This window comes from Streptomyces sp. AC1-42W (genome assembly GCF_003248355.1).
GTDB lineage: Bacteria > Actinomycetota > Actinomycetes > Streptomycetales > Streptomycetaceae > Streptomyces.
On sequence record NZ_QKWY01000002.1, the window covers coordinates 3,332,871 to 3,353,497 of the forward strand.

The window sequence follows — 20,627 nt, forward strand, 5'->3', positions numbered from 1 at the left end:
TCCTGCGGGGCGAGTTGCAGGGGTCTCGGCTTCGCCCGCGGCTTGCGTGGTCGTCGTTCTTCGGGGAAGAGCGAGAGGCTGATCGTGTGGGTGACCTTGGTGGTGGCGGGCTCGTCCGGTTTGAGGGTGCGGTATCCGGTGGTGCTGCGTTTGGTGGCGCGGGGTGCGGCACGTCCGGGGCGGGGACGGACGGCCTCGCGGGTCAGGTCGGCCTGGATGTCACGGATCCTGGCGGCCAGTTGCCGAGGGGGGAAAGTCCGCGCCGACGGAACGTCGGGCGGCGGCGAGGGTGTTCTTGAAGCTGATGTGCGAGACGGGGAGGTTCGCGTGGTGGGCGGCGTCCACGGCCAGGTCGTGTACGGCCTGGTAGACGCAGAGCATGGCCCACAGTTCCTGCTCGACCATGGCGGGACTGTTGGACCGGAGGGTCGCGGTGCGTCCTCCCCGCTGTTCGATCTTGATGTGCTTGAAGATCGTCTCGCTGGTCCAGCGGGCGGTGTACAGCTCTGCCAGCTCTGCGGCGGGTGCCGCCTCGGGGTCCAGGAGCGTGGTGATCAGGCAGAACAGCTCCGAGGTCTCCTCACTGTCGCCGTCCGCGCCGATCGTGGTGGTGACCACGGTGTACTCCACGGCGCGCACGGTGATCCGGGCGCCGCGCGGCCCGTTCAGGCGGGTGAGGAAGGTGCCGTCGGCCAGAACCTCATGCGGCCGCAGGGTGAAGGAATCCGAGACCCGCCACAGGAGTTCGGCCCCGGTGACCGCGGCTGCCCGCCACAGCTCATAGGCTGGAAAGCCCCGGTCGGCCATCAACAGGATGCCTTCCCGCAGGTGCACCAGGAGGCGGGCGGCCAAGGTGCGCTCGCCGACGGCGAAGGAGTCGAAGACCGCACCGATCAACGCCTTCGTGCCGCACTCCACCAGCGCGAGGAGCCTCACCTGCGGGTACGGTCCAGGCCGATTTCCGTTGGAGGCACGGGTGTAGGCGGCAGCGTTCGCCTCGCTGTCAGGAACGTCCAGCAGCGTGCCGTCCATGGAGGTCAGCCGCAGCCCGCGCCAGAAAGCCCCCGGCGTGGCCGCAGTGCCGGTGCAACCGGCGACCCGGTCGAAGAGCAGTCGCAGCGGCCCCGCACCCAGCCGGGCCCGCGCCGTTGTCAGAGACCCCGTGCGCGCCGGACGCCACACCTCCCGCGCCCGGCGCGGCCAGTGCTCCACCAACTCCCGCAGCACCAGGCCGTATCCGTCACCGCTGAACAGCCACATCGTCAGGACGAAATACACCATCAGCCGGGCCGGCAACGACCGGGTCCGCTCCTCGCGCGCCCCCGCCTCATCGACCACGAAGTCGACCAGCTCGGGCGTGAACGTACGCGACAGCACCCCCATCCGGACCCGCTCCGGGTACGTCTCACCAACTATGTGATCTCTCGGCACAAGACCGAGACTCTACGCGATCATGAACTAAGCGAGCGACGTTGCCCACAGGCGAGACGAACCTTTCCTTCCATGCGGAGCTGGCACAGATCCGTGCCTGGCCGGCCGATCGGGTGCATGCAGATCTCCAGGTCGCGCTGGGCGACCCGGTCCCGGAACGGCTGCACCGGCCGGGCCTGGCCGGCCACTTCGCCGACCTGCTGGAGTGGATTTGGACGACGGCGGTCCGACCGGACTGGGACCGACGCCGGCGGATCATCGAGGCCGACATCGTCGCGCGGACCGGGCAGCTCGGCCGGGGCGGCTGGGCCACCATGCTGGACGCGATGCGGCCGGGGATGCGCTGGCTCGGTGAGGGCCGGCTGCAGGTCAACCCCTACGACTACCCGCCGCGGGAACTCTCGGGGAAGCGGCTGTTGTTCGTGCCGGTCACCCCGGGCATGGGCTGGGTCAGCTGGGCGGCCGACCGGAATGCCGTGATCTACCCCTGCTCAGGCGTGCTGGCGGAGCAGGACCCGGCGCCGGTGTCCGACGCCCTCGGCGCGCTGCTGGGGCCCGCGCGGGCTCGTGTCCTCGTCCTCCTGAATACGCCCAAGAACACCACCCAGCTGGTCGCCCTGACCGGCCAGGGACTAGCCTCGGGCTTTCATGAGGTGGGCTGTCCGAAGCGTGATCGAAAACGTGAGAAGTGCTCCTGACCTGCAACGATGGGACTTGTCGAAGGTCCAGATCGTGCCGTGGAAAGAAGCACTTCTCAGGTGAAGAAGCGTATCGGGTCGTACCCGCGTATCCGCATCGAGGGCGGCGGCCGGGCGGTGGTCTCCCAGGCCGGGGGCGTGCTGCTGGTCGAGACGGTCCGCAAGGCCGGGCTGGACACCGCGATATCCGCGGCGCTGGCGCCGTGGCGGAAGGCTCGGGCGGTGCACGACCCGGGCAAGATCCTGCTGGACGTGGCCCTCGCGGTCGCGCTGGGCGGCGACTGCCTGGCCGATGCCGGGATGCTGCGGGCCGAGCCGGCCGTGTTCGGCCCGGTGGCCTCCGACCCGACCGTCTCCCGCCTCGTCGACACCCTGGCCGAGTCCGGCCCGAAGGCTCTGAACGCGATCCGGTCCGCGCGGGCCGAAGTACGCGAACGAATATGGAAGTTGGCGGGATCCTCGTCGCCGGACGCCTCCGGGCAGGTGATCGTCGACCTGGACGGGGTGCTGGTACTGGCCCACTCCGACAAGCAGGACGCGGCCGCGACCTGGAAGAAGACCTTCGGACATCACCCGCTGGTGGGCTTCGTCGACCACGGAAGCGGCGGCACCGGCGAGCCGGTGGCCGCGCTGCTGCGGCCCGGGAACGCGGGCAGCAACACCGCCGCCGACCACATCACCACGGCCCGACTCGCCCTGGCCCAACTGCCGAACAAGTACCGGCGCGGACGCCAGACGCTCATTCGTACCGACTCCGGCGGTGGCACCCACGAGTTCGTCGCCTGGCTCGCCCAGCGGGGCAGGTGGCTGTCGTACTCGGTCGGCATGACCATCACCGACGCCATCCACCAGGCCGTCCTCAAGATCCCGCCCGCCGCCTGGACAGTGGCCGTCGAACCGGAAGGTGAGATCCGTGACGGCGCCTGGGTCGCCGAACTCGACGGTGACGTCCTCAAGGGCTGGCCGCAGGGGATGCGGCTGATCGTCCGCAAGGAACGCCCGCACCCCGGCGCCCAGTTGCGCCTCACCGATGCCGACGGACTGCGGCTCACGGCGTTCGCGACCAACACCACCGGCGTTCCGATCGCCGCACTCGAACTCCGGCACCGCCAACGCGCGAGAGCCGAGGACCGCATCCGAAACGCCCGCGCCACCGGCCTGCGCAACCTGCCACTCCACGACGCCGCACAGAACCAGATCTGGCTGGAGATCGTCCAAATCGCCCTCGACCTGCTGGCCTGGATGCCCATGCTCGCCCTCACCGGGCAAACCCGCAGGTGGGAGCCCCGGCGGCTGAGGCTCCGACTGTTTTCCGCCGCCGCTCAGCTCGTCACCACCGCCCGCCGCCGACACCTGAGATTCGCAGGCCACTGGCCCTGGACCGACCTGATCACCGACGCCATCGCCCGACTCGAAGCTCTCCCGAACCCCGGCTGACCAGCACGTCCCCGCCCCTGCGAGCAGCACCACCCCGACCGGAGCCGTGGAACCCGGCGCCCACCCGACGCGACAGCCGGGCCATCAGCCTGCCCGCCACCCGCCCGAACAGCCGAAACGGCCCGCCGGAGGAACCGACGGACCGTCACGAAAGATCGAGGCTAGGTTCGGTGGGCCGCCACCTCAAGGTCTTGCTCGACGCCAAGCTCATCCGGCGACGGCGCGATGGACGTTCCGTGCTGTACGACCGCACCCCAGCCGGTGAAATTCTCGTAGGGGTGCAAGCCCGCTGATACAACGCCCCAACCTTCCGACCCGTAGGGCGGGTGCGCGGATCGAAGCACCGCACGCGCTTCCGCCTCGCGACATGGCCGCCAAGCGGAGCTACTCGACGCCGTACGGCTGCTGATCCGTCAGGACTGGTAGTCCTTCATCATGTCTCCGTGCGCGATCGGGCGGCGGCGTCCGCCGGGGTGCGGGGGCACGAGGGAAGGCGCGAGGCCGGCGTGAACGACGGCACCCGGCACCTCGCGCACCGTGGCCCGTGGCCCGGACACACCCGCTGCTGTCACCCTCCGTAGCTCGCTTACGAGCTCCGCGAACCGGGCCAGGTTCTTCCGGCCGACCGTGACACACGCACCACGACCAGCACCTGCACCTGCACGCCAGGCTGTCCACCGACCGGGGCGGCCGAGTGGAAGTAGCCCAGAATCAGAGCCTTCCCACGCCGCTGTCGACAGCATCAACTCCGTTGGCAGTCAAGCGGCTTGGCGCTTCATCGCTGAGAGCGGCGTCCGACCGGGCTATTCCGGACGTCCTGATGGCGCAATGGCTTTCCCGGGAACCGGCGGCCCTGCTTCCGTACTCGTAGGAGCGAGGCGACTTCGGGGATACGGGGTGGTTGTGCGTGGTGCGCGGCGGGCCGGTGCGCGGGTGGCGCGGGTACGGAGTCCTGGCGGCGGTACCGCTGGTGCTGGTGACCGCGTGCGGCGGGGGCGGCGGTGGGGACGGGGACGCGGCGAAGAAGCGGCCGGGCGCATCCCCGGCCGCCACCGGAGGTGAGAGCCCCGGCGCCACGGGCGAGCCCGTCATCGACGCCGACCCGGCACGGCTGCCCACCACCCGGAAGTCGGCCCTCCGCCTCATCGGGCAGGTGATCGCGGACCCCGAGAGTTTCGGACCCGGGGTCGTGGCGCGTACCCCGTACGAAAGCGGCCAGGGCACCTGGCCGGTGCTCGGCGCCGACTGCGTGTGGCAGCAGCGCGAGCCGGGCCACGGGGTCCTCGCCACCCTGACACGCTCCTTCGAGGTTCCCGCGGGCAAGGGCAAGGGACCGCTGCGGCTCGCCGCGATTGTCACGGTGCACCGAACGGACGACGGCGCACGGTGGGAGATGGCCGAATCGCTGGAGGAATCGATGCGCTGCCCCACGCAGCAGTTGCGCCAGGGTGAGTTCATCGGCGGGCTCGGCGCGGGCGCCCTGGCCCGGGGCGAGGCCAACCAGGTGAACTCCGAGGACACGCTGATGGAATCCGGCGAATTCCGCAGCTCCGAACTCGGCGGCCCCCACCCGTATTTCTGGGAGCAGGACCAGATCCTGCGGTTCACCTTCGCCGTGACCGCCAAGGGTGCCAAGGGGTGGACGGACACCGAGATCGGCGACCTCGGCGTCCAGGCGCAGAGCGCCATGCTGATGCGGCTGCGCGAGGCCGTCGGGAAGAAGGGCTGAGAGCACGTGGAGGAGTTGCGGGCCTCGGACCCGTCATGGATCGGCGGACACCGGCTGCTGGGGCGCCTCGGCGCCGGCGGCATGGGCGCCGTCTACCTCGGCAGGACCGCAGACGGGGCGCTGGCCGCCGTCAAGGTCATCCTGCCCGAACACGCCGGTGACGCCGACTTCCGGGTCCGCTTCCATCGCGAGGCAGAGGCCGCGCGCCGAGTGGACAGCCCCTGGGCGGTACGGATCACCGGCTCCGGCACGGAGGACGAACGGCCTTGGCTGGCCACCGAGTTCGTACCCGGCCCCGCGCTCTCCGAGGCGGTCACCCGGTGTGGCCCCCTGCCCGCGCGGAGCGTCCGGGTGCTAGGCCGGCTGCTGGCCCGCGCGCTGGCGTCGGTGCACGCGGCGGGGCTCGTCCACCGCGACGTCAAACCCGGCAACGTCCTGCTGGGCGCCGGTGGGCCGCGGCTGATCGACTTTTCGGCGTCGCACGGGCCACCGACGCCACCGCGCTCACCGCGACGGACCTGGTGGTGGGAACCCCCGGCTTCCTCGCGCCCGAGCAGGCCACCGGCGCCGCCGTCGGGCCGGCCGGTGACGTCTTCTCGCTCGGCTGCCTCCTCGCGTACGCCGCGACCGGGCGGCTGCCCTTCGGGAGCGGCGCCGTGGATGCCCTGCTCTACCGCACCGTCCACGAGCCACCGGATCTCGGCGGCGTCAGCGACCCCGAACTGCGCACTCTGCTCGGCGCCATGCTCGACAAGGACCCGGCCGCCCGCCCCACCGCCGCCGCACTCGACGGACGGATCGCCGAGGACGCCCCGAACGGTTCCATCGACTGGCTGCCCGGGGACGTCGTACGGCTGATCGCCGACCGGGCCGCCACGACCCTGGCCCTTCCCGGCATCGACGCCACACGCGCCGACGAACCCCGGGCCCCTGCCCCGGCCCGGCGCAGGCTGCTCCTCCTCGCGGGCGCCGGAGCGGTGGCCGTCGCGGGCGGAGGCGCCTTCGCCGTACGCGAGTGGCTGCGCGACGACGACGCCGCGGGCTCCGGCGCGGCCGGGGCGGAGACAGGGACCTGGACCATCGGCGTGCAGGCCGATCTGTCCGGGCCCCGGGCGGCGGACGGACGGGCCCAGGAACGCGGGGTGCGGCTCGCGGTCGACCGGTTCAACTCCCGTACGGACAAGCCGTTCGGCCTGCGCGTGAAGGTGCTCGACGACCGGGGCGAGACCGCCGCGGCCCTGCGCGCCGCCGAGCGGTTCGCCCGGGACCGCGACGTGCTCGCCGTAGTCGGCCCGACCGACGACCCCGCCACCACCGCCGTCGTCGGTTATCTAGGGTTGTCAAGCAAATCGGCAGTTCAATGTGCTGCGGAAGCATCAGGCAAGTCAGGCATGTTACTCAGAGACTGCCCCGGGCTGGGGCGTCACTGAGGCGACAGCAGCAACAGGCCGACGGCCCCCGACGAACGCGCACACGAGCATCACCCACCCCGGGGGCGCGAGTCCTGCCGCCGTAAACGGCCATACGATGAAGGGGCAGACAATGAGGAGCGCGGGGAACGCCGCGGTCCGTCAGGGTCCGTGACTGTTGGAGTCCGCCGACCGGCGCGCCCGGCGCGCCGCTATGACCCCGGGCTCGGCGCGCATGTGGGGCGGTACCACGAACTTCGGCACGTTGAACAGTACGACGCAGATCTCGCAGAGCACGCACACGAGAACGAGCCCCAGCGCGGCAACGCTGCCAAAGAGAGCCGGGCCTGAAAGGTCTCCGTCCCCGAGGCCTACGAAAAACAGGACGGCAATGCCCCACAGCGAGGCTGTCGTCAGACCAATGGACCGGACCTCCCCCCGTCTGGCTTCCTCACCGAACGGCAGAAAGGCGAACGTATCCATGAAGAATGGCACTAGATCGGCGTTCCGCCAGAGTTGGACGGCCTTCCATGTCATGAATGCGGACCCCAGAACGAACGCAAGCCCGAGGTAGAACATTGAATGATCCTCCTGCCGTGTTTCCGAATATTGTCCGCATGAGATCCCGAGGACAGCCCCCGAACTCTCTCCCCCCGGGACCTTAAGCGGCAAGTATCGGTCAGCGGCCCAGAGCTGCTTCGCCGACCGCCATGGGACGGGCAAAGTGCATGCAGATTGCTTCGTAGCCTTTGATCTTCACCGCGGCGCGGGGCAGCACCGCAGGAGGCTGGATCAGCTACCTGAGGCCCTGCCCACGCACGTCGCTCTTTACGCGTCAGTCGAACCAGCCCTTCGCGCCCTTCCATATCCTCGAGATCCCGTTGTTGACGGGACCGGTCATGAGGATGCCACTGACGGCTCCCGCCGCTCCGCCGATGGCTCCGCCGATGACAGTTCCCACACCGGGTGCGATGGCGGTGCCAATCGTGGCGCCGAGGGTCGCGCCTACCTTGGTAGCGCCTATGACGACGGCGGTGTCGACTGCCGTCTCAACGGCTGTCAGAGGAACGTCGCCGCCGGTGCTTTGGTAGTTCGAGTATCCGGTGGCTGCGATGCCTCCCCACAGCGTCACTCGACCGGCCCACATCATTGTGGAGCCGCGTCCTGCACTTGCTACTCGTTGTACACCGGGGTGCGTCTGCAGTGAGCGGAGGGTCTTGCCGGCCTGGCTCCTCATCTTCGGGTCAGGATGGGCTCGCATGTTCTTGGCTGCCTTCGTTGTTTCGATGCCTGCTCGGTTGAAGCCTTCGTACAGATATGAGCCCGATGTCATGAGCCCGTTGCTGGCGTTGCACAGGTAGTTCCAGTCCGACTCGATGCCGCAGTTGGCCGAGAACGACAGGAGTGGTGCCGGGTCGGGTCCCATGAGCAGTGGGGGCGGTGAGGGGGGTCCGTAGACCGGTCCGCCGCAGGCTGCCAGTGGGGGGACACCGCAGCTGGGCGGGCCGTAGACGACGCCACCACCGCCGGTGGAGCCACTACCGCTGGAGTTGCCGCCGCTGCTGGAGTTGCCGCCACCATTGGAGTTGCCGCTACCGCCACCGCTGCCGGTGGAGACCGGGATGCCGCCCCGGCAGGTGATGCCGTACTTCTGCGGCTCGTTGCACTCGGGGACCATCTCACCGGTCGGGTCGGTGAACGTGGCCGGGTTGTTGTTGGCGTACGCGTAGCCGTTGAGCGACTGGGCCTGGGTCGTGGTGAGTTTGGGGTCGGCGCTGATGAATTGGCCGATCTTCGGGTCGTACTCACGGGCGTCGAGATGGGTGAGGCCCGTGGTGGAGTCGGTGGTCTTGCCGAGGAAGCCCTTGTCGTCGGGCCAGGCACCGCCGGTGTTCGAGCCCCGTGTGTCGCCAAACGGCGTCATGCGGCGCTTGGTGAACGTCTGCGCGCTGTCCGCCGACACCGCCAGGCTCTGCGTGCCCTGCTGGTCGCCGGCGAGGTAGTTCAGCTCGTTGCTGCCGGACTCGTTGCTGCGGACCGCGATGGTCAGACTGCCCGAGGAGTAGCTGCGCTGCGCCCATGTCGTGCCGTCGGCCCGCAGGTGCAGTTCGGTGTTGCCCGTGTACAGGATGCGTTCGCCACCCTCGGTGCTGCGGATGAGCAGGGTGCCGTCGGCGTCGTAGAGGTAGTCGGTGCTCTTCTCGTCTTCGGTGAGGGAGGCGAGGCGGCCTTCCGGCGACCAGGTGAGACTCTGGGATGCCGTCGCTCCGGGTCGGCCGGTGGTGTTGCCGGACGCGTCGTAGCTGTAGGCGTCGTCCGGCGTGGTGCAGTCGGCGCTGTCGCTCGTGCCGGTGACGGTGTGCGGGCGGTCGTCTTCGTAGCAGTAGGTGGTGGTCGTGGCGCCCGTCTGTGCGTGCTGGGTCTCGGCAGTGCGCTGACCGGCCTCGTTGTAGGTGTAGTCGGTCCAGTACGGCGCAGGGCCCGACAGGCTGTCCGCGTCCGCGTCGTCGGAGCACTGCTGTGACGCCGGGGTCCAGGCGCTGGTGAGCCTGCGGTGGCCGTCGTAGGTGAAGCACTGGGTCTCGGCGGCGGAGGCGCCGCCGAGGGTGGTCGGGTCGGCGATCGCCGTGACGTTGCCGGCGTCGTCGAAGGTGTAGTTGAGCTCCATCAGGGCGTACGGGTGGGTCTGGTCCGTGACCCGGCTACGGGTCATCCGGCCGGTGCCCTCTTCGTAGGTGTTGGTGACGTAGACCTTCTTGGCCTCCTCGGTGTTCAGCGTGCCCAGCGTGTACTGCTGTGCACGGCCGAGAGCGGAGTAGTCGGCGTCGAGTAGATAGCCCGTGCTGCCCGTGATCGAGGTGACCTGGCCCAGGGAGGTGTACCCGTAGTCCAGCACCTCCGACGGCAGGCCGCCGAGCGCCGGTTCCTTGTTGTTGCGCAGTGTGCCGTCGAGACGGTAGGAGCTGGAGAAGGGGATCGTGGCCGGTGCGCCCGCCTCGACGAGCGGGTCGTCGTCGGGCAGGGTCAGCGTGGTCTCGGTCGGACGGTCGAGGGTGTCGTAGGCGGTGACGGTTTTCGTGTACGCCGTGCCGTTCTTGCCGCCGACGTAGCGGATGTTCGCCGTGGGCTTGCCCTTGAGCACGGTGTCGTAGGTGTACGCGGTCAGCTGGTGGGCGTCGTCCTTGACGCCGTCCCAGGTGCCCGTCGTCCGGCCCAGTTCGTCGTAGGCGGTCAACACGCTCTGACCGCGCGAGTCCGTGCTCTTGACGAGCTGGTCGGCGGCGTCGTATCCCATCGTCGAGGTTCCCTTGTCGGGGTCGTCGGCGCTGGTCTTCCGGCCGAAGAGGTCGAACCCGTAGGTCCAGGCCGATCCGTCGGGCCCGGTGACGACACGCTCCTTGTCGTCGAGCGTGTACGTGAAGGTGGTGTCGCTGTGGGTGGCTCCCGGGCCGCTGCCGAATTCGGCGTCGGCGGGGCTCGTTCCTGCGTACTCGCGCCGCTCGACCTCACGGCCCCGGGCGTCGGTGATCGTGCGCACGGCGCTGCCGCCCTGCTGCGCCGACGTGGCCGTGGAGTCGCCGGTGTGCGAGGTCGTGGTCGTCCATTTCGACTCGCCGTACACCAGCAGTTCGCTGGAGACCACACGCTCGGCGCCGTCGAAGACGGTCTCCGTCTGTTTGGGGGCCTCGCCGTACTCGGCCCTGGTGTAGGTCGAGTTCGGCCCTGCGGTGGTGTCGAAGATCTCCTCGTACGTCTCGTAGGCCAGGCCCCGTGAGTCGTAGCGGGTGTCGGTGAGCACCCGTCCGCCCTTGGGGCTGGGGGCCTGTTCCTGCAGTGTGCGCAGCAGGGAGTCGTAGAGCGTGTAGGTGGTGTTGTAGGTCTCGCCGTCCGCCTTGAGTGAAGAGGAGGACTGCCAGGACGGCTCGGTGGCGCTCAGGTGGTAGGCGAACTTCTGGGTGGCGCTGTATCCGGCTGCGCGGTTGCGGTTGGGGCGCCACACCGCGGTCAGACGGCCCAGCGCGTCGTAGGACAGCTCCGTCTTCTTGAGGTTGGCGTCGTACACGCGCAGGTCGAGACCGCGGAGCGGGTCGATGAACGTGGTGGTCCGGTACCCCTTGGGGTTCGTCACGACCTTCTTGGTCAGCGGCCCGGATTCGCTCGGCGTGTAGGCGGTCGTGGTGGTCCTCTCCAGCGCGTCCGTCACCGAGGTGACGCGGCCCAGCGTGTCGTAGGCCGTGGTGTCGGTCGTCTGCCAGGCAGGGATGGTGGTCGTGTAGCTCTTGGCCCGTCCTGTCCAGGTCTTGAGGCCTGTCGTCGGCTTCATGGCTGTCGACCAAGCGGCGCCGTCGTAGGCTGTGGCCACGTCCGAGAGCACGTCGCCGCGTTTCGTCGCGGAGGCCGGCAGGTCCAGGTCGGCGTCGGTCACGTCGCACATGGCGCTGACTGTCCGCTCGCGGGAGACCGTACTGGTCAGGCCGGTGTCCTCGTTGCGCGCGTACCAGGTGCGCGCGCAGGTCTCGTCGCCCGTCGTGGCGTCGTCGCCGCGGTCCTCCGCGGTGACGACCATGCCATGGCTGTCGTAGGTCTTCTCGACGGTGCGGTCGCGCCAGGTCTTGGGCGCGGTCAGGAACGTGTGGGTGGTCTCCGTCTTGGTGCGCACGAAGTACGCGACCTGGTCGCCCGCGCCGGGCACGGACTGCCGGGCCGTCTCCTTCGACCACGGTTGGCTGGAGGTGGCGCTGACGGGGGTCGAGCCGTCATAGGTGACCTTCTCGCGCAACTGGCCCGCGTATTGGTCACTGTCCTTGAGCGTGGACAGGCCGAGCGCTGGTTCGGTCAGCGGTGCGACGCTCACTGAACGGGTGCTGCCGTCCTTCAGCTTGTCGCCGTCCATGCCCTGCATGTACAGGGAGACGCTCTTCGAGCGGGTCGTGTCCAGGGCGCCTTTGTAGACCGTGACCTTGCGGTAGCCGCGCCAGTCGGACCAGGTCCGCTCGGCCTTGGGGACGAACGGGTCGTCGCTGTAGTTCCAGGCCGCGCCGCTGTAGCTGTAGGCGTTCTCGACAGCCTCGTTCTGGCCTGTCGGGTCGGACTCGGTGACGGCGAGGACCCGGTACTTGTGGAACCAGTCAACGGACGCGTTCTCGGCTCCGTTGATGTTCCAGTACAGCGGGTAGCAGCTGCGCGTGTTGGTGTCCTCGGCGGCGCCGAGGACCTCGCTGCGCACACACTCCGGCGACGACAGGGTCACCGTGGTGATCGCGCCGGTCTCCGAGGTGACGGTGGAGATGCGCGGACGGGTCAGCGGCAGGATGTCGTCGGTGCCGTCCACCCGGTTGGGGCGCATCTGGTACGTGAAGGAGACGGGGTTCATCTCGATGTCGGTGCCCGTCTTGCCGGTCCGCCGCAGGGACGTGAGTGTGAGCACCTGGTCGGAGGTATCACCGATGTCACCGCCGTCGAGGTAGCGCTGGGTGAACGTCCAGGAGTCGACCGCGTCGTAGGAACTGGTGGAGGCGTTCCAGGAGAACGTGTCGACGGACGTCATCCGCTTGCGGGAGAAGAACGAGGGGCCGACCGCCAGGCAGTCCTCGTCACCGCTGGAGCAGATCGCGTCGAAGGGCACGTCCGGCCAGTTGTCGGCGGTGTCCGCGGTCAGCTCCGAGCAGTCGGCGGCCGTGCACCGCTCCGCGTAGCCGAAGGTGACCTTGGCGTCCGCGTCGTCGGTGAACAGCTCTCCCTTGCGAAGGCCGTACGTGATCTCCTTGAGGTAGCCACCGCGCGTGTAGGAGGCGTTCGCGGTGTCCGCCTTGTTCTTCTTGTAGTGGTTGGTCTCCTTGGCGTACCAATAGGTGGACGCGTTGCCGGAGGTGTCCTCGACGTAGTCGAGGTTCCAGCGCCACGCCTGCTGCAGCGAGCGGTCCGCGAACGAGTCGCCCTTGTCGTAACCCGGTTCGCCGGAGTCGTCGCCGAAGACCGGAACGGTCCACGTGGAGTTGGTGCGCTGGGTGTCGGCGCCGGCCAGCTTGTTCAGGCCGAAGACGTACTTTGTGCCCTGACCGGTGACGACGGTCCAGTACTCGCCGTCATTGTCGCCGTTGTCCGCGCCGGTGGAGCGGGTCACGAGAGAGTCGTCGTCGTTCTCCAGACGCCACTTCCCGGTGTCGTCGTCCTTGACGAGCAGGGACGATGTGCCGTTGAGGACCAAGCGGGCGTTGTCGTACTTCCAGCACTGGTCGTGTATGCCGTCGTGGCCGTCGTCGTCACACCCGCCGTAGAAGCGCTCGATGTAGGACTCGCTCAGCGCGAAGCCCTCACCGACCGAGGAGCCCTGGTTGTTGGTGGCCGCGTTACGGCCGTCCACCGTGCCGGAGCTGTAGGCAAGGCTCAGCGAGGGCGTCGGTCCGGCCGCCGCGGACGGCAGGGTGAAGTCGTAGTTCCAGTTGAACGACCCCGAGCTGCCGCCGGACTCCCAGGACGCCGACGGCGACAGGTCGGTGGCCGAGTAGTCACCGCTGCCGTCGGGCGACTGTCCCTCGCCCGTGCCCGTGGCGGTCAGGGCGAGAACGGTCGCCGTGCTGGCGGAGGCCGATGCGCTGGTGCCCAGCTGTGTGGTGATTCCGCCGTCCGCGGTCAGGGAAAGCGGAGCGGTCACGGTCTGCGCGCCGACATCGTTGCGCGAGGACAGCGGGGTCTGCTTGCGGCAGTCGGCCTTCTCGGGCGTGTCCTGTGCGCAGGCCGGCAGTTGGACCAGCCGCAGCCGCTGTGCCCAGCCGCCGCCGATCGCTCCGGCGAAGCCGCCGTAGTCGACGCTCACTTCGGCGCGACCGGATCGGTCAGTGTCCACCGTGAACAGCACGCCGGTGATACCGGCCGCGTCCGCGGCATCGGCACCGAGCACCGTGAACCGGAGGTCGGTGCCCTTCGGCAGCGCGCCCTTGCCGTCGGCCGGCCGCACGGTGAGCGGCAGACCGCCGGGCTTCGCGCCGCCGGCCTTGTCGACGGTCAGAGACGCGGATCCCTTCGTGGGCCACGCCGTGCGCTGTTCCTTCCGCGCTCGGTCAGCCTGGGCGTTGTTGGCCTTCGTATCTCGGGCGACCTGGGCGCGTGCCTTCTTGGCACCCAGCCCTTCAACTTCCTTGACCTCGCTGGGCCGCTGGTCGGACGTGTCGGGTCGGCCGACGCCGTCCTTCGCCTGTGCCACCGGCGCGAGCCCTATCGGCACGGCCATGGACAGAGAGACGACGGTCACCAGGGAACGGGTTCGGTTGCGCCGGACCCCCTCGCCGACGGATCTCGCCCATCTCAGCGTTCTCTTTCTGATGGTTTGCCAGGACATGCCTGTCCTTCCCATGTGAAGGGCCACGAAGGCCAGCCCCCCGGTGCCGGGGGGCCGGCCTTCGTGTCAGTCCCCGATGAAGGTGTCGATCTGCTCCGAGCTGGCAACGGCGCCCGCGAAGAGGCGTGCTTCGGCGATGCGGGCCGGAAGGTGATGGCCCCAGGCGGAGTTCGCGTAGCCCTTGCCGACGGCGAGGGTTCCCGAGCCGATGGCCGCGGTGAACTTCTTCGCCTGGCCGTTCTGGTTGCGGCCCATGAAGAGGCTGATGGTCCCGGACACCGAGTCGTAGACGCCGGTCAGCCGTACCCGGCTGTCGACGGCCGCGACCTCTTCGGAGACCACGGAACTGAAGGTGCCGTCCGCGTCGAGGCTGCCGAAGTGCCACGTGCCGACCGGCACCGTGCGCTCTTCGAGCGTCTCCTCGTCCAGGACGGAGTCCTTGCCCGTCAGTTCGTACCAGAAGCCCCAGGACCGGCCGCCGTCGGACTGCTGGCTGAGCACGGCACCGGTGTAGCCGATGTTCTTGGCCGCCAGCTTCTCGCTGTCCAGCGTGACCGCCGTCGTTGCGGTGAACGAGCCGGAGCCGTCGAGCAGCGGGCCGTCGACCGTGGCTGCGTCATCGACACCGTCCAGGACGATGTCGCCGTCCTCCAGTGTGGCGCCGCCTTCCAGGGTCATGCTCGCGCCGTATCCGGAGACCGTGTCGGGAATCGTCGTGCCGCTGCCCTGCGCGGCCTCCCAGTCACCGACGAGTTCGAGGCCCGCGTACCCCTCCGAGGTCATCAGCCGGGAGTCGTCCGCGATCTCCGCGGGTGTCAGGACCCGCTGCCACACGCTGACCTCGTCGATCGAACCCTTGAAGTTGTCCAGGTAGCTGTCCCCGTACATGACCCGGCCGATCTCCAGGGACCCGTCGGCGGACCACGGCGAACCGGCGTCGACGGACGCCACCTCCACACCGTTCACGTAGAGGAGGACCTTCTTGGCACTCGCGTCGTGCACGCCTGCCACATGCGTCCACACGCCCTTGGGCGACGCGTTCGGTGCCTCGGCCTCCCGGGACCAGGTGCCTTCCGTGGAGAAGGCACGCAGGCTCCACGTGCCGCCGCCGTAGGAGATGACGAACGGGCTGTACTTCTTGGTCCAGGGACTCGCGGTGGACGGGGTCTGGCTCAGGACGGACACGGTGCTCGTCACCGACGGGTCCACCCACACCCAGGCCGACACCGTGTACGAGGACCGGGTCTCCAGAGCCGGTTCGTCGCTGACGGCATAGGCGTTGCCGGAGCCGTCGAGCAGGAGGCCCTTGTCGGTCACCGCGGTGGCCAGGGGTTCGCCGTCGAGATCGTGGGTGATCAAACCGCGGCGGCCGCGGTCGTCGCGCACCGCCCCGCTTCCGAGGGTGGCGGGATGCCGGGTCGTGCCGGCCGTGGCCGTGTCGACGGCCGCGCCACTCTCCTCATCGAAGTGGTAGCGGGCCACCGGGCCCTCGCCGGCAGCGACCAGGAAGTCCACCGCGCTCCAGGCCCCGTAACGGCCCACGTCGTCTTTGGCCCGTGCGAACAGGGTGTACGTGCCGGATTTCTCAGGTGTGATCGACACCGACGGGCTCCCCCCGGACACCGTGGGCCAGGTGCTCCAGGACGACAGCGTGTACTGATAGGAAACGTTGTTGGTGTCGCCGTCGGCAGGGGCGAAGGACCACGTGCCCTTCACGCCCGGACCTCCCTCGGACAGGCACGAGTCGGCCGTGCACTCCTTATAGGGATTGCCGAAGGTGATCTTCGGCGCCTTGGGCGCGGTGGGGTCGACCTTGAAGTAGCACCAACCGGTCGTCGACGCGTTCGAGGGTCCGGACAGATAGCTGCTGCCGCCGTTGTAGTACGAGCGGGTCCAGGCGCGATACCGGTACAGCGTGCCCTCGCTCAACGTCGACCAGGACATCTTCAGGTTGACGCCGTCACCGACATAGCCGGTCGAGGGACGTAGATCACCATTGCCGGCGCTGGTGTCGCTCCAGGTGCCGTCGGCGTTCTTGTCGTCGATGTCGAAGTAGACCCGCAGCTGAGCGCCGCTCTCGCCGCCCGACTTGGTCTGGGTGGTGGCGGACAGCATCGGGGTCGGGTCCGACACGATCGCCGGATCGGACTCGGTGCGGGCGCAGACCGTGCCCGAGCCGGTCACCAGGCCGATGGACGTCGGCAGGTCGGGAACCCCCACGAAGTCCACGGCGAGGACGGCGTCGTTCTTGAAGCGCTTCCAGGCCGAGGTGTCGGACTCGTCGTGGGCCCGAATCTCCAGCGTCAGCCGGGAGAACTTGCCGGCGGCGAAGTCCTTGACGGTCGGTGTGAGGTTCTCGTTCGTCTCTTCCGGATTGTCGTTGAACTCGATCGGGGCATCCGGGGAGTCGGGGTCGCACAGAGAGCCGCGACCGGCCGACACATAGCGGTCGCCCATCCAGTCCAGCTCCTTGGGCCGCGAGGACCAGGTAGTGGACGACGAGATGTTGTTGGTCCGCACCAGGTCGACCCAGCGAGGGTCGCACTGGAAGGCCCAGGGCTCCGTCACCCGGAACGTGGCGTCCAGGACCTGCTTGCCCTTCAACTGGGACGGAGAGAACTCGAAGTAGAGCCGCTGCGTGTAGCCCGGACCGCAGTAGTAGCCATTCCACGTGCCGCAGTGGCCCGCGCCCTTGCCAAGGCCGTCGTCCCCGTTGCCCCAGCCGTACGACTCGTAGCCGTCCGAGCGCAGCAGGGTCCGCTCGGACTCGCCCCACGTCACGGTGGGGTCGATGAAGAGCGGGTACTCCGAAGCGTCGGTGTCCTCGATCAGGCCGGTGTCCGGCACCAGCGTGAGCGCGCTCTTGGACACCTGCACGTCCATCAGGGCGACCTGGTCGCCCTGGCCCGGCTCCAGCCCGGAACCCGAGGGGGCCGACTCGGCAGGATCCGAGGGCTGGCCCGCCTCCGCGGCAGAAGCGGTCCGTACGCCCCCGGCGGCCTGCGCCCCGGCCGAGTTCCACATCTGCGCGGTCGGCGCGCGGAAGACGGTCTGACCGGCGGAGTCAACGGCGAAGAGCGCTCCGGTGGCGCTCTTGCGCACGGTCAGGCCTGTGCTGTGCAGGCCGAAGGTGAGCTTCTTCAGCTCCTCGCTCTGGGCCGCCTGGGGCGTCTTGACGACCAGGACGTGCTGGAAGCCCTCCACGGTCGCGGTCACCCTGAGGTCTACGTCCGGCAGGACGTCGGAGTACAGCGCGTTCGCCCCGTCGAGCACCGGCGTGGGAAGCTTCCCCGGCCAGTCCAGGGCCAGGGTTCTGCCCTGGTCGGTGATCGAGACGAGCGGGTCGCCGCTACCGCCGTCGGAGAACTTCATCTGCGCCGCGGCGGCCTTGGGGCCAACCGACCCGTCCGCGCGCTTCTCCAGCGTCGCGTCGGGCTCCTGCCAGCCGCCCCCCGGCTTGGCCACACGGACGGGGACCGCGGACTCCTCCAAAGTGAAGGAGTAGCCGTCCGGGTTGGCGAACACCGTCGTACGTTCGGTGCGCTCGCCGGTCACCTCCACCCGCTGACCCGACTCCTTCGCGTCGGCCAACGCCTGCTGCCCTTCGGACAGGGGCGGCTTCTGCTCCTCCGCGACCGCCTGTCCTCCGAACGCCGGCAACGTGACCAGCACGACGACAGCTGTGATCACGGACGTCAACGACCGGATCGGTCTCGGCCATGTGCGCGCGCATCTCAGTCTTCGCCTCAACATCCCCACCCCAGGCTCGCGTTATCGCACTGATGTACGTGCTACTTGCACAAGCCGAGTGACGCACACACCTTCTCGTCAACTTGTGATGCGAATGTGACCAAGAAGTGGGGGCATTTCTGTCTATGGCAGTCAGATCGCAGCATCATTGAGCCTTCCCGGTAAGCGGTCGTCGTTCGCTGTGATCGCCAGGCTGCGCTGCGACTCTGCTGTCTCCAGCCCGAGCAGCCGCCACCCTTCTCATGCCAGCTCCACCACAACCTGGCCGCACTCGACGCCGGTTACCGCTTCGAGTCCTTCAGGGCGAAGTTCAGCGGACTGCGCATCGCAGCCTGCGACCACTTCACCGACGGCGAGTTCGCCCACCGGGTCATCCCCTGGCTGAAGCCGCCGAGACGGCCTCCGAACACCCGTGAACTGCGGTGCCTCCACACGCATCTGACTGCGTGGCGACAGCAATCTGGCCTGAATCCAGGCCCACTGTGGCATATTTCGCATCTCGGGCACGGCCTCTTCGGCGCCGGTCAGCAGTACCGCTACCTCAGTAAAGTCAGTGATCAAGGCCGATGATCCCCCACGGTTTCCAGGCCCGCGCTGCCGGGAAACCCTGCGTGAGCCTGTCACCCGCACGGGTGCTGTTGTATGCGTATCGCGACTCGCCGACATCGTCGGGTGCACGGAGGTCGGGGCGTCAACTCCACACTTTTGTATACCGGTTGGCGGCCGATTCCACCGCGTCCATCTGATTACACTGCGCGTCCGTCGAGCTGACTGCGATGGGACACCGTATGAGCTACACAGACCAGGACGTCCGCGAGGGGCGTCGGCTGATGGACGACGGCCGCGACAACCGGCTGGTGATCGGGGACAAGCTGCTGTCCGTCACGGCCTCGGGCGGCGACGGTGTCTTCGACCGGTACTGCGACGAGATCAGCCTGAACCCGCGCACGGCCCGCCAGTACCGCCACACCGCCCGCATGTGCACCCGGCCGGTGCGGCAGCTCGTGGCCGACAGCGGCGTCCATGTCAGCTACAGCGCGCTTCGCGAGGGGGCCCGCCTGGCGCCGTCCGGCAAGCCGTACGACGAGAGCTACAGCACGCTCCGCTCGCTGCTGAAAGAAGCACGCGAGGCGGGTGCTGGCCGCGTCAGCGTGCCCCAGTACCGCCGGGCCCTGGGGATGGAGCCGGCCCTGCAGGACCTGCTGGACCCCGCCAGCGACACGACCCTGGCCGACTACCTCGACTCCCTGCCGCCCGAGGAGCGCGACCAGGCGCTCCGGGATCTGGTGGAGAAGAAGGAGAAGGTGCACGACGCCCTCAAAAGGGTCATGGACGAAAAGCGCCGCCGGGACCGCGAGACCCGCGGCCCCGAGTGCGGTGGAGGCAGGCCCGACAAGGCAACGGCCGTGGCCCGGGACCTGGTCCGGCTCAGCGACCAGGGGTCCGCCTTCATGAGCCGCTACCCGCCGTCCGCCTCGCTGGCCTTCACCGACGAACAGAAGGTCGCCTGCAAGGAAGTTCTGGGGACCCTGGACGTCCTCGCCACGTGGATCAGGGTCAGGATCCTCGACGACCAGACGGCTACCGCCGACAGGCGGACCGCGACCCGCGATCTGGTGGGCGTGTGATGGAACCGACCGCAGACGACGGCGAGGACCGCCTCAACGCCGATATCGAAGAGTTCGCCACCCACGACCGCAAAGGCGGCTGGGCCCGGGCACTCTTGATCGCCCGCCGCGTCGAACCTGATGAGAACAACGGCGTCGGATTCGGTCAGCAGTCCACGAAGCGGTTCGGCCGAACCAGTTTCCGCCGCATCAGCGCGCGCGAGTTCGCCCGGCGGTCACACACCAGCCACAAGCGCGTCATGGCCTTCCACGAGGCATGGAAGCGGGCGGCTACGGACGGTATCGTTCCGCCGGTTGACGCCCTCGCGCCGGGTATCCACGTCGACCTGCCGGACGAGGAGGAGGTGCCGTTCTTCGGCGAGCACGGCTACTACCGCAGCTACGAAGCCCGCATGAACAACGGCGAGCGACGGCAGGCGATCGAGCAGGAGGCCGAACGCGCCGGAATCAAGCCGGGCTCCCCGGTCTACGTCGCCCAGCAGCCGAAGGCACTGAAGACGGCGATCCTGGCCGACGCCACCACCCGTACTGCAGCCCAGGAAGCATTGGCGGAGTTCGAACGGCGCGAGGCACAAGCGGACCTCGAAGAACGAGCCGCAGCCCGCCAGGCGACCGAGAAGGGCGAGCGCGAGTCCGACGCCGAGGAAGCGCACCGGGACCGCCAGGAGCAGGAGGCGGAAGCTGCGGATGCCGAGCGGGCAGTCCGCACCGCCTCCCATGACCGGTCCGAACCGGACGTGGCCCTGCAGGTCTTCACCGAGATGACCGAGGTCCGCCTCGCCACGCTGCGGGCGCTGTCGCTGCTGCAGCGCCACCAGGTGCACTTCACCGGAGACCGCAGCCGGGCCATCACCGACCTGTGCACCGCGTCGGAGGCGGCCATCGCCTTCATCCGCGACCTGGCCGCCGGCCCGTATGCGGCGCTGAACGACGACGCTCTGCAGGCGTTCCTGGACGAGAGTGAGAAGAAGCTCCGGTGAGCCCCAAACGCGACAGTGACACCCCCTCGCAGCTTGAGCAGGACGCCATCGACGTCCTGCTGTGGCTCGGCCCCAACGCGGGCCGCGAACTGTCCTACGCGGACATCTCCCGCGGCACCGGCATCCCCGACCGCCGCCTGCGGCGTGCGGTGCCAAAGGCCCGGGTCGCCGCCCACGTGCTCGGGCACCGGCTGGAGCAGTTCATGGCCTCCCGTGACCCGCTCAA

At 69.0% G+C, this 20,627-nt stretch carries 10 protein-coding genes and 3 pseudogenes; 8 read left to right on the top strand and 5 right to left on the bottom strand.

The genetic code is table 11. The features are described 5' to 3' along the window. Window positions 1-219: 219 nt before the first annotated feature. Entirely contained in the window at window positions 220-1,383 is a 1,164-nt protein-coding gene (locus tag DNK56_RS32720) for an IS4 family transposase (protein ID WP_111329449.1), read from the bottom strand. Between the two features lie 161 nt (window positions 1,384-1,544). Here DNK56_RS32720 and DNK56_RS32725 point away from each other — a divergent pair, with 161 nt between their 5' ends. The 5 genes and pseudogenes from DNK56_RS32725 to DNK56_RS32745 all read left to right on the top strand — a co-directional run. Further along, a complete protein-coding gene (locus DNK56_RS32725) occupies window positions 1,545-2,129 on the top strand; it encodes a hypothetical protein (RefSeq protein ID WP_111339371.1) in 585 nt (194 codons plus the stop codon). A 60-nt stretch (window positions 2,130-2,189) separates the two neighbouring features. Beyond that, window positions 2,190-3,566 (top strand): IS1380 family transposase, encoded by a 1,377-nt coding sequence (locus DNK56_RS32730; protein WP_111329981.1) that lies wholly within the window; start codon window positions 2,190-2,192, stop codon window positions 3,564-3,566. Between the two features lie 161 nt (window positions 3,567-3,727). Further along, a pseudogene (locus DNK56_RS36350) lies at window positions 3,728-3,859 on the top strand (transcriptional regulator); the annotation flags it as partial. A 617-nt stretch (window positions 3,860-4,476) separates the two neighbouring features. Further along, window positions 4,477-5,295: a hypothetical protein gene (locus DNK56_RS32740; protein ID WP_446750476.1), complete on the top strand. Its 819-nt coding sequence runs from the start codon at window positions 4,477-4,479 to the stop codon at window positions 5,293-5,295. 6 nt (window positions 5,296-5,301) lie between these two features. Beyond that, window positions 5,302-6,623: pseudogene (locus DNK56_RS32745) on the top strand (bifunctional serine/threonine-protein kinase/ABC transporter substrate-binding protein); the annotation flags it as partial. Between the two features lie 243 nt (window positions 6,624-6,866). Here the strand turns inward: DNK56_RS32745 and DNK56_RS32750 are convergent. From DNK56_RS32750 to DNK56_RS34850, 4 genes are all read right to left on the bottom strand, one after another. Continuing rightward, a complete protein-coding gene (locus DNK56_RS32750) occupies window positions 6,867-7,283 on the bottom strand; it encodes a hypothetical protein (RefSeq protein ID WP_111339373.1) in 417 nt (138 codons plus the stop codon). A 256-nt stretch (window positions 7,284-7,539) separates the two neighbouring features. After that, window positions 7,540-13,935, bottom strand: coding sequence for an RHS repeat domain-containing protein (locus DNK56_RS32755; protein ID WP_111339717.1), 6,396 nt, complete (start codon window positions 13,933-13,935; stop codon window positions 7,540-7,542). 174 nt (window positions 13,936-14,109) lie between these two features. After that, complete coding sequence (locus DNK56_RS32760; protein WP_111339374.1) at window positions 14,110-17,796, bottom strand: LamG-like jellyroll fold domain-containing protein; 3,687 nt, start codon at window positions 17,794-17,796, stop codon at window positions 14,110-14,112. Window positions 17,797-18,033: 237 nt separating this feature from the next. After that, complete coding sequence (locus DNK56_RS34850; protein ID WP_146615267.1) at window positions 18,034-18,354, bottom strand: hypothetical protein; 321 nt, start codon at window positions 18,352-18,354, stop codon at window positions 18,034-18,036. 227 nt (window positions 18,355-18,581) lie between these two features. On the opposite strand from DNK56_RS34850, the gene DNK56_RS32765 reads away from it, so the two are divergent. From DNK56_RS32765 to DNK56_RS32775, 3 genes and pseudogenes are all read left to right on the top strand, one after another. Beyond that, the gene (locus DNK56_RS32765) at window positions 18,582-19,421 is read left to right on the top strand and encodes a hypothetical protein (protein ID WP_111339375.1); all 840 of its coding nucleotides are present in this window, start codon (window positions 18,582-18,584) and stop codon (window positions 19,419-19,421) included. Continuing rightward, complete coding sequence (locus tag DNK56_RS32770) at window positions 19,421-20,401, top strand: hypothetical protein (RefSeq protein ID WP_111339376.1); 981 nt, start codon at window positions 19,421-19,423, stop codon at window positions 20,399-20,401. The genes DNK56_RS32765 and DNK56_RS32770 overlap by 1 nt, the downstream gene beginning before the upstream one ends. Beyond that, a pseudogene (locus DNK56_RS32775) lies at window positions 20,398-20,627 on the top strand (cullin); the annotation flags it as partial. The gene DNK56_RS32770 and the pseudogene DNK56_RS32775, both read left to right, overlap by 4 nt.

Bases quoted from the DNA above. Each gene is read 5' to 3' on its own strand.
- DNK56_RS32760 (WP_111339374.1), bottom strand. From the start codon at position 17,796: ATGTTGAGGCGAAGACTGAGATGCGCGCGCACATGGCCGAGACCGATC.
- DNK56_RS32755 (WP_111339717.1), bottom strand. From the start codon at position 13,935: ATGGCCGTGCCGATAGGGCTCGCGCCGGTGGCACAGGCGAAGGACGGC.
- DNK56_RS32770 (WP_111339376.1), top strand. From the start codon at position 19,421: ATGGAACCGACCGCAGACGACGGCGAGGACCGCCTCAACGCCGATATC.
- DNK56_RS32720 (WP_111329449.1), bottom strand. From the start codon at position 1,383: ATGGGGGTGCTGTCGCGTACGTTCACGCCCGAGCTGGTCGACTTCGTG.
- DNK56_RS32765 (WP_111339375.1), top strand. From the start codon at position 18,582: ATGAGCTACACAGACCAGGACGTCCGCGAGGGGCGTCGGCTGATGGAC.
- DNK56_RS32750 (WP_111339373.1), bottom strand. From the start codon at position 7,283: ATGTTCTACCTCGGGCTTGCGTTCGTTCTGGGGTCCGCATTCATGACA.